The following is a 9,325-nucleotide window of genomic DNA, read 5'->3' on the forward strand; positions in this document are numbered from 1 at the left end:
CTGTATGTGGCGGGTCTATCGTCCGGCGCATGCTTGCCGTAGACCTGGTTCGCCGCGGTGCCGCGCGTTTCGCAGGACGTACCGCCGTGCATTTCGAAAACCGTTCCCTCACCTACGCGGAGGTCGACGAGGCCGCCAACCGCCTGGCCCACGTCCTCGCAGGACTGGGCGTCGGCCGTGGCGACCGGGTCGGGCTGCTCCTCGGCAACGGCCTGTGGTCCATCTCCGTCGACTTCGCCTGCCTGAAGGCCGGGGCCGCCCGCGTTCCCCTCAACGGCCGCCTCTCCGCCGCCGAACACACCCGCATGCTCCAGGACACCGGCGTGACCCTTCTGGTGTACGGGCCGGAACTCGCCGAGCGTGCGCTCGAACTCGGCTCCGCCGTACCGGGGCTGGCGTTGGCGTGCCTCGGCAGCCCCGACCCGGCCGGCCACCTCGACCTGCTGGCGGCGATGCGCGAGGCGAGCCCCGCAGACCCGATGCTGCCTGCGGCGGCGGACGACGTGATCCTGATCCTCTACACGTCCGGCACCACCGGAACCCTCAAGGCCGCGCAGCACACACAGGCCGGCTATGCCGCGATCAGCGCGAACATCCTGTCCAACCTCGTCTCACCCGGCCGCGACGATGTGATGCTGCACGCCGCATCGCTCATCCACGCCAGCGGCACCTTCGTGCTGCCCTACTGGGTACGGGGCGGCGCCTCCGTCGTCCTCGGCGGCTTCGACCCGGACGAGTACCTGGCGGCCATCGCCCGCTACGGGGTGACCGCAGTCAACCTCGTCCCCACCATGCTCGGCATGCTCTTCGCCGACGGGAACGCCGAGCGTGCCGACCTCGCCCGGCTGCACACCGTCGTCTACGGGGCCAGCCCGATGCCGCGCCCGCTCATCGAGCACGCACTGGACGCCTGGGGCCCCAAGTTCGTCCAGTACTTCGGACAGACCGAGGCGCCGCTGTGTCTGACCGTGCTCGACAAGGACGACCATGCCGAGGGCGGTGAACTGCTCGGCGCCGCCGGACACCCGGCGGTCGACGCGCGGCTCGTCCTCACCGACGAGGACGGCACGCCGGTCGCACCGGGCGGGATCGGCGAGGTCCGGGTCAAGGCACCGTTCGCCATGGCCGGGTACTACGACGCGCCCGAACTGACCGCCGTGACCCTCACCGACGACGGCTGGATCCGCACCAGGGATCTCGCACGCTTCGACGACCGCGGCTACCTTCACCTCGTCGACCGCAGCAGCGACATGATCATCACGGGCGGATACAACGTCTACCCGCGCGAGGTCGAGGACGCCCTCGCGAGCCACCCCGCGGTCGGGCAGTGCGCCGTTGTCGGTGCCCCCGACGCCACCTGGGTCGAGGCCGTCACCGCCTTCGTCACACTGCGGCCCGGTGCCGCGGTCTCCGAAGCGGCCCTGCGCGATCATGTGCGTGCGAGGCTGGCCGGCTACAAGGTGCCCAAGACCGTGCACTTCGTCGAGACCATCCCGTACTCGCCGGTCGGAAAGATCCTCCGCCGGGCCCTGCGCGACCCCCTGTGGGAGGGAAAGTGACGACCGGACACCCCGTCGTACGGATCGAGCGCGACGGCCCCGTCCTCACGGTGATTCTCAGCCGGCCCGAGGTCCGCAACGCCGTCGACGGGCCGACAGCCGATCAACTCGCGGACGCTTTTCGCGAGTTCGAGTCCGACCCGGACGCATCTGTCGCCGTGCTGTGGGGAGAGGGCGGCACCTTCTGCGCCGGAGCGGACCTCAAGGGCATCGGCACGGAACGCGGCAACAAGGTCCACGCCGAGGGCGACGGACCCATGGGGCCCACCCGGATGCGGCTGAGCAAACCGGTCATCGCCGCGGTCTCCGGACACGCGGTGGCCGGCGGCCTGGAACTCGCCGTCTGGTGCGATCTGCGGGTCGCCGAGGAGGACGCGGTCTTCGGTGTCTTCTGCCGCCGCTGGGGCGTCCCCCTGGTGGACGGCGGCACGGTACGGCTGCCGCGCCTGATCGGTGAGAGCCGCGCCATGGACCTGATCCTCACCGGCCGTCCGGTCCCGGCGACGGAGGCGTACGACATCGGGCTCGCCAACCGGGTCGTGCCGACCGGTGAAGCACGTCGCGCCGCGGAGCAACTCGCCCGGGAGATCGCCGCGTTCCCCCAACTGTGTCTCCGTCACGACAGGCTGTCCGTCCGCGAACAGCACGGCCTCTCCGAGCCGGACGCCCTGGCGGCCGAGTACCGGCACGGCCTGGTTCCGCTGACCGCGGGGGAGACCCAGTCCGGTGCCGATCGGTTCGGCGGCGGTGCGGGCCGCCACGGGTCGTTCGACGAGTGAGCCGAAACCCGGCTGACACCGGAGACGGGCTCGTCCTACGCTCGCCGGATGACGACACCCAGCTACCCGGACAAACCCCGCCCCGGCGACCGTATCGCCGTCATCTCCCCGTCCTCCGGGCTTCCCGGAATTCTGCCTCTGCCCTACGAGTTGGGACTGCGCAGACTCCGCGACGAGTTCGGGCTCGAAGTGGTGGAGTATCCGACGACGCGCACCATGGGGTCGACCCCGGCCGAGCGGGCCGCCGACATCCACGCGGCGTTCGCCGACCCCGAGATCAAGGCGGTGATCGCCAGCATCGGTGGTGACGACCAGCTCACCGTCCTTCCACACCTGGACCGCGAGCTCCTGCGCGCCAATCCCAAGCCGTTCTTCGGGTACAGCGACAACACCAACCTGCTGGCCCTCCTCCGGAACCTGGGCATCGTGGGCTACCACGGCGGGTCGGTGATGGTCGAACTCGGACGCCCCGGTGCGATGCACCCTCTGACCGCCGACTCCCTGCGAGCGGCCCTCTTCACCCGTGGCACCTACGAACTGACTCCCGCCAAGGAGACCGACCACGTCAACCGCCGCTGGGAGGACCCCCGGACCTTCGGCTCCGAGCCCGAGATGCGACCCGCCGACGACTGGATCTGGCACAACGCCGACCGGATCGTCGAAGGGCCCGGCTGGGGAGGCAACCTGGAGATTCTGGCGTGGCTACTCATGGCCGACCGCGAGATCCGGCCGGTCGGCGACTACGCAGGCAGCGTGCTCTTCCTGGAGACGTCCGAGGAGATGCCCTCCGCCGACGAGGTCTACCGGATTCTGCGGAGCATGGGGGAGCGTGGACTCCTGCGGCAGTTCCCCGCGCTGATCATGGGGCGGGCGAAGTGCTGGTCGTTCGCACAGCCGCTCGGCGCCGAGGAGGGGGACCGGTTCCGTGCGGAGCAACGGCAGGCGGTTCTACGCGCGTTGAGCGAGTACGCCCCCGACACGATGGCCGTCCTCGATGTCGACCTCGGCCACACGGACCCGCAGGTGGTGATCCCGTACGGCGGGAACATCCGGGTCGACGGGACCGCCCACCGTATCGTCGTGACCTATTGAGGCCCCGCGTCCCGATGGGCTTCTTCCCCGTCGGCGAAGTATGCCGAAGGGGTCGTGCCCAGCGCGCGGCGGAACATCGCCGTGAACGCACTGGGTGTCGCGTAGCCGAGACCGGTGGCGACAGCGGTGACCGGGGTGTTCCTGGCGAGCAGTGTCACCGCATGGACGAGCCTGGCCTGCTGCACCCAGCGGGCCAGGCTCAGACCGGTCGACGCGGTGAACCTCCGCTGCAGACTCCGCGGGCTCATATGCGTGTACGCCGCGGCCAGAGACGTCGTCCACGGCCGGCCCGGCGCCTGCCGGATCGCGTCGCACAGTCCGAGCAACTGAGGATCGGCGGAGGCGGGAAGATGCAGCGCGGGAACGGGGCGCGGTGCGAGCAGCAGGAGCAGCAGTTCCATGACCTTGCCGTCCCGGCCCGCGCGCTCGTACTCCACGGGCAGCCGCGTCGCCTCGTCGATGAGTTCACGCAGCAGCGGGGACACCGAGACGACCGTGGGGTCGGCGGGCAGCCGCCAGTCCGGCTGGGGCTCGATGTAGAGCGTACGCATGGCGACCGCGCCCGCGCACGTCATCGCATGGCTGAGACCGGCCGGGACCCAGACTCCGCGGGTGGCGGGAACCACCCAGGCCCCATGGTCGGTGACGACCGTGATGGCACCCGTCGTGCCGTAGATCAGCTGCGCCCGCCGGTGTTCGTGCGGCGGGATGTGATGCCCGTCCGGCAGATCGCGCGCCATCGCGGCGACCGGCCTCGACACGTCCTGGTAGTCGTCGCGCTGCTCGCTCTTCCCATACATTGGCGCACTCTCGACAGGTGTTGGCACTCCGGCGAAAGTATGCCAGTACGGGGTCGGCCTAGCGTCGACGCATGTGATCCAGAAGCTGACAGTCCTGCTCGCCACCACCAGTGCCGTCACCGCGGCGAACATCTATCTCAACCAGCCGCTGCTGGGGGCCGTTGCCTCGTCGTTCGGCGTTGCGCCCGACGTACTCGGGGCCGTACCCACCGCGACCCAGCTCGGCTACGCGGCAGGAATCCTGCTGCTCGTGCCCGCCGGTGACAGCCGGGACCGGCGGCGGCTGATCCTCGGCCTCGGTACGGCGTCCGCGCTCGCGCTCGTCGCCTGCGCGGTGTCGACCGGCATGTGTGCGCTGATCGTGTCGAGCTTCGCCGTCGGGCTGCTCTCCCCGGTCCCGCAGCTCGTCACCCCGCTCGCCGTCGCGCTCGCGGGGAACGAGGGCCGCGGACGGATCGTGGGCACCGTACAAGGCGGTCTGCTGATCGGGGTGCTCGCCTCCCGCGCCTACGCGGGGGCGCTGGGCGAACTGGTCGGATGGCGGGCCGTCTACGGGTGCTCCGCTGCGCTGACCCTGCTACTGATGCTCGTGCTTCGGCGGACGCTGCGGCACGTCCCGGCCGCGGGTGACATCGGCTACCGGGCGACTCTGTCCTCGCTGCCGCGCCTCTTCGCCGGCCACCCGTTGGTCCGGCGGGTCACGCTCTCCGGTGCGCTGGTCGGGATCGCGTTCGGCGCGTTCTGGACCGCACTGACGTTTCTGCTGGAGGGGCACTACCGCCTCGGACCGACCGTGATCGGGCTGTTCGGTCTCGTCGCCGCGGCCAGCGCCCTCGCTTCTCCGTACGCCGGCCGGCTGGCCGACCGCCTCGGGCATCGGGGCGCCCTGGCCACGTTGATCGGCCTGGTCGCCGTGGGTTGGCTCGTACTTCTGCCCGGCGGCACCGGGCTCGGGTGGCTCATCGCCGGTGTGGTTGTCCTGGATGTGGGGGTCTGGGGCAGCCAAGCCGCCTGTCAGACCGCTCTGTTCACTCTCGATCGCGCTCTGCACAACCGCCTCAACACCCTCTACTTCACGTTCCGCTTCCTCGGCATCGCGGTCGGCTCGCTCGTCGGAACAGCCGCCTGGGCGGGCGGCGGCTGGTCCACGGTGGTCGGCACGGGCGTCGCGGCCACGGCGGCCGGGCTGATCGTCGCGGTCCTGCCGGCGCGTCGCCTGTTCGGTTCGACCACATGTCGTGTGTGACCCCGGAATTGGGGCGCAGGGCATGAGGGCGTCATACGTGCGCCTGAACTCAACGCGCGCCTGAGGGCCGGTGCGGCCCACCACTTGGCGAGCGTGACAGGGGCGTCGAGCGGGTCGACCGGCACCCCGATCAGGTCGGTGTCGGATGACGTCGCCACGGGCCGCCGATACTGTCACACATTCCGATGCTGATACCGGCATGGAACGAGTCGTCGGCCCCTTCGAGTGTTCTGCATCTCGTGGCGCCGGCCCGGTGGTTGGCTCACGAGCGACTTGAGCCCCGCGCCCAGGTCCCACGGCGTACCGCGCAGCGGCAGCAGTGCTCGCCCTGCAGTGGACCGATGTTGACGCCTGATCCGGCGAACTCGCCAGAACATTGGCCGGACTTCATTATGCGGAGAACACTGCGTCACGTGTGGCAATGAGGCCGTCTCATGCAGATCATCAGATTCTTGACCACGATGGCCACCCTCGTCAGCGGACGAATTACCGGTCAGCCCGCTCAAGAATCCGGTGCCACGCCGAGATTCGCGTCATGGACTTCAAGTGAATGACGCCCCTGGATGCGTACGTTCGGGTGGTCTGTACGCACTAAGTCCCTGACGAATCGTGACGCCATAACGGTCACCTCGTAACTTTGGTGACAATGACGGAGGTTCGGTCTCCGGTCTCTCCGGCACCGCCCTCGGGCGCCCGTGTCAGCCGTTCGGTATCAGCCGGATCCATTCCATCCCATCCCACACCGACTCCATGAGATGTGACCAAGTGAAACGTAGGCGATTGTGGACAGGGCTCGCCGCAACGGCCGTGGTTGCCGCCGGGGCAGCAGTCTGGGCGGTTCTGTCCCAGCCGGCCGGCACCTCGGATTCCGAGGCCAAATCAGCAGCCCGGACCGTCGTGGAGGCGCAGACGCTTCTGAATGCCGGCCTTATGCAGTCGCAGTACCAGGATTTCTCCGGGGCGGCCACCAGCTTCAAGCGGGTGGTGGCCCTGGATCCGCACAACAAGATCGCCTGGTACAACCTGGGCGTCATCGCGCAGCGGGACGGCAAGAAGGCTGATGCCCGCGCAGCCTATGACAAGGCGTTGAAGATCGATCCGTCGTTCGACTCCGCCCTTTTCAACGAGGCGCTATTGCTCAAGTCGAGCGAGCCCGACCGCTCCATCAAGCTCCTGAAGCGTGTCGTTGCCCACAACTCGAAGGCCTCCACGGCCTACCTGCACCTCGGGGAGGCTCTGGCGAAGAAAGGCCGCGACGACGAGGCCCAGGACGCATTCGGCCGCGCTGTTGCGGCCGACCCCAAGCTGCTCTCTTTCGTTCCGGAACCATTCCAGGATTCCGCAAGCCCATCACCTTCAACTAGCCAAGCAGGTACTACCGAATGACGTCGACTGCGACACCGAGGTTCTCCGTCTTCACCCCCAGCCACAGGCCGCGATTCCTCGATGAGTGCCTGACCACCCTGCAGGCACAGACCTGTTCGGATTGGGAGTGGATCGTCCTGCTCAACAACGGGGCCCGATGGCGGCCGGAGTTCCCCGATGAGCGTGTCCGTGTGGAGATCGCGGACGACGTCCACGGCGTCGGGGCCGCCAAGCGAAGGGCCTGTGAACTGGCACGCGGGGAGATCCTCGTGGAACTCGACCACGACGATCTTCTGGCGAAGGCGTGCCTGGCGGAGCTCGCCAAGGCGTTCGACGGCAACCCCGAGGCCGTCTTCGTGTACAGCAACACCGCGCAGATCACCCAGGACGGCGGGCGGGACGAGAGCCGCTTCAACAAGGAGCACGGCTGGCAGTACGAGGATGTGAGCGTCGACGGCCGTCGGCTGCTGCAGGCTCTGTCCATGGCTCCGACGCCGCACAACGTCGCGTACATCTGGTACGCGCCCAACCACGTCCGGGCGTTCCGCAAGGATGTCTACGAGAAGGTCGGCGGATACGACGCCACCCGTTCGGTCCTGGACGACCAGGACCTGATGTGCCGTCTCTTCCAGGCCGGCGACTTCCACCACATCCCTCGCTGCCTGTACCTGCAGCGGATCCACCCCGCGAACACACAGCGCGATCCGGAGATCAACGCACACATCCAGCGTGAGACGGTCGCCCTGTACGACAAGTACATCGAGGCCAACGCCCTGGCCTGGACCCAGCGCCACGGATTGTTCGCGCTGGACCTCGGCGCAGCTCACCGGAAACCGCCCGGATACATGGGCGTGGACCAGTACCCGGGAGAGGGCGTCGACTTCGTCGCGACCCTGCCCGGGAAGCTCGACCTGCCCGACGGCTCCGTCGGCCTGCTGCGGGCGGTGGACTTCCTCGAGCATGTGCCCGCGAAGGTGCCGCTGATCAACGAGCTGTACCGGCTGCTGGCGCCCGGGGGCATGCTCCTCACCATGACCCCGAGCTCGGACGGCCGCGGTGCGTACCAGGATCCGACACACGTCGCCTTCTACAACGAGAACTCCTTCTGGTACTACACGGACAACCAGTACCGGACCTTCGTGCCCGAGATCCAGGCCCGGTTCCAGAATTCACGGCTGGTCACCTACTACCCGACCGACTGGCACTCCAAGAACAACATCTCCTACGTCGTGGCGAACCTCATCGCGGTGAAGGACGGCGCCGCACGATGCGGCGGACCCCTGAAGGTCTAGGACGGTCCAAGGGCATGTCCGAGGCGCCCGGCGGGAGCTGAGAGCTCCGGCCGGGCGCCTCTTTGGCGTTTCGAAGGGGCCGGACGGGACGTGAAGGCGCTCCTGATGGCTGGGCCGTGCACTTGCCGTTCGGAGACTCGGCCCGGCACTTCGACAGGACCGGGTCCTGCGTGCGGATGCGGCCGGCGGGACTTCCCGCCGAGCAACACGGCCGCGGCCGCGCTCGAGCCGGTCGCCGGCGGACGTACTACGAGCGCCATCCACGCCACTCAGGGCCGCGGCATCTTGCCGGCAGGCAGGGCCTGTTCGCGCTGGTGCTGTCGTGTGGGGCCGTCGCACGAAAAGCAGACGGTGCCCCGAAGCGAAGCTTCGGGGCACCGTCACTTACTCCCGGTGAAGCGGACAGCCGGTACCGCACCACCTCTCACATGGGGTTACAGCTCGGTGTGGCAGATCGCGAAGGAGGTGAGCGTGTCGGTGATGAGGCCGACGGTGGCGGAGGTCTGCCACCCGGTGGCAGGGCCACTACCGGTGAACACCGGCGCATTCTGCGTGACATTGATGGTGACGGCGTTGGAGTTGTATCCGCCGCCGACAGCAACGTCGCCCGCGTTGCACAGGGCGGTCGACTCGACCCCCAGGACGCCGGTCGCGGCGTTGCCGGTCACGACGTAGGTGTTGAGCGACGTCGTGCCCTGGGAACCCTGGACGCCCTGGAAGCCCTGGAGGCCCTGGGCGCCCTGGCTGCCGGTGGTGCCGATCTGGCCCTGCGCACCTGTTGCACCCTGCGGACCGAGGGCGCCCGTGCCACCCTGGGAGCCCTGGGAGCCCTGCGGGCCCGGGATGCCCTGGGGGCCGAGGCCGCCCTGCGGGCCCTGCGCGCCGTCCACGCCGTCCACGCCGTTGATGCCGTTGACACCGTTGGCGCCGTTGGCGCCCTGGGCACCGTTGGTGCCGTTGAGACCGTTGGCGCCGTTGGCGCCCTGGGCACCGTTGGTGCCGTTGAGACCGTTGGCGCCGTTGGCGCCCTGGGCACCGTTGGTGCCGTTGAGACCGTTGGCGCCGTTGGCGCCCTGGGCACCGTTGGTGCCGTTGAGACCGTTGGCGCCGTTGGCGCCCTGGGCACCGTTGGTGCCGTTGAGACCGTTGGCGCCGTTGGCGCCCTGGGCACCGTTGGTGCCGTTGAGACCGT

At 69.0% G+C, this 9,325-nt stretch carries 7 protein-coding genes and 1 pseudogene; 6 read left to right on the top strand and 2 right to left on the bottom strand.

The features are described from left to right. Positions 1-29 precede the first annotated feature (29 nt). From ACIA8E_RS33375 to ACIA8E_RS33385, 3 genes are read left to right on the top strand one after another with little or no spacing between them, the layout of a single operon-like run. Positions 30-1,559, top strand: a complete 1,530-nt coding sequence (locus ACIA8E_RS33375) for a class I adenylate-forming enzyme family protein (protein ID WP_399303788.1) — start codon at positions 30-32, stop codon at positions 1,557-1,559. After that, a complete protein-coding gene (locus ACIA8E_RS33380) occupies positions 1,556-2,338 on the top strand; it encodes a crotonase/enoyl-CoA hydratase family protein (RefSeq protein WP_399303790.1) in 783 nt (260 codons plus the stop codon). The genes ACIA8E_RS33375 and ACIA8E_RS33380 overlap by 4 nt, the downstream gene beginning before the upstream one ends. Positions 2,339-2,386: 48 nt before the next feature. After that, a complete protein-coding gene (locus ACIA8E_RS33385; protein WP_399303792.1) occupies positions 2,387-3,430 on the top strand; it encodes a S66 peptidase family protein in 1,044 nt (347 codons plus the stop codon). On the opposite strand, the gene ACIA8E_RS33390 is transcribed toward ACIA8E_RS33385, so the two are convergent. After that, the gene (locus tag ACIA8E_RS33390) at positions 3,424-4,230 is read right to left on the bottom strand and encodes a helix-turn-helix domain-containing protein (RefSeq protein ID WP_399303795.1); all 807 of its coding nucleotides are present in this window, start codon (positions 4,228-4,230) and stop codon (positions 3,424-3,426) included. The genes ACIA8E_RS33385 and ACIA8E_RS33390 overlap by 7 nt on opposite strands. Before the next feature lie 73 nt (positions 4,231-4,303). On the opposite strand from ACIA8E_RS33390, the gene ACIA8E_RS33395 reads away from it, so the two are divergent. The 3 genes from ACIA8E_RS33395 (at position 4,304) to ACIA8E_RS33405 (ending at position 8,133) form a co-directional block, all read left to right on the top strand. Then, the gene (locus ACIA8E_RS33395) at positions 4,304-5,476 is read left to right on the top strand and encodes an MFS transporter (RefSeq protein ID WP_399303798.1); all 1,173 of its coding nucleotides are present in this window, start codon (positions 4,304-4,306) and stop codon (positions 5,474-5,476) included. Positions 5,477-6,256: 780 nt separating this feature from the next. Then, positions 6,257-6,862: a tetratricopeptide repeat protein gene (locus ACIA8E_RS33400; protein WP_399303800.1), complete on the top strand. Its 606-nt coding sequence runs from the start codon at positions 6,257-6,259 to the stop codon at positions 6,860-6,862. Beyond that, positions 6,859-8,133 carry a glycosyltransferase gene (locus ACIA8E_RS33405; RefSeq protein WP_399303803.1) on the top strand — a complete coding sequence of 425 codons (1,275 nt, stop codon included), beginning with the start codon at positions 6,859-6,861 and terminating at the stop codon, positions 8,131-8,133. Before ACIA8E_RS33400 ends, ACIA8E_RS33405 begins: the two co-directional genes overlap by 4 nt. Before the next feature lie 434 nt (positions 8,134-8,567). Here ACIA8E_RS33405 and ACIA8E_RS33410 read toward each other — a convergent pair. Beyond that, positions 8,568-9,325 (bottom strand): annotated as a pseudogene (locus ACIA8E_RS33410) (collagen-like protein); the annotation flags it as partial.

Source organism: Streptomyces sp. NPDC051664, assembly GCF_044453545.1.
Lineage (GTDB): Bacteria > Actinomycetota > Actinomycetes > Streptomycetales > Streptomycetaceae > Streptomyces.

What these genes read in the sequence shown, in the direction of transcription:
- ACIA8E_RS33385 (WP_399303792.1), top strand. Translation starts at nt 2,387, where the DNA reads ATGACGACACCCAGCTACCCGGACAAACCCCGCCCCGGCGACCGTATC.
- ACIA8E_RS33390 (WP_399303795.1), bottom strand. Translation starts at nt 4,230, where the DNA reads ATGTATGGGAAGAGCGAGCAGCGCGACGACTACCAGGACGTGTCGAGG.
- ACIA8E_RS33375 (WP_399303788.1), top strand. Translation starts at nt 30, where the DNA reads ATGCTTGCCGTAGACCTGGTTCGCCGCGGTGCCGCGCGTTTCGCAGGA.
- ACIA8E_RS33405 (WP_399303803.1), top strand. Translation starts at nt 6,859, where the DNA reads ATGACGTCGACTGCGACACCGAGGTTCTCCGTCTTCACCCCCAGCCAC.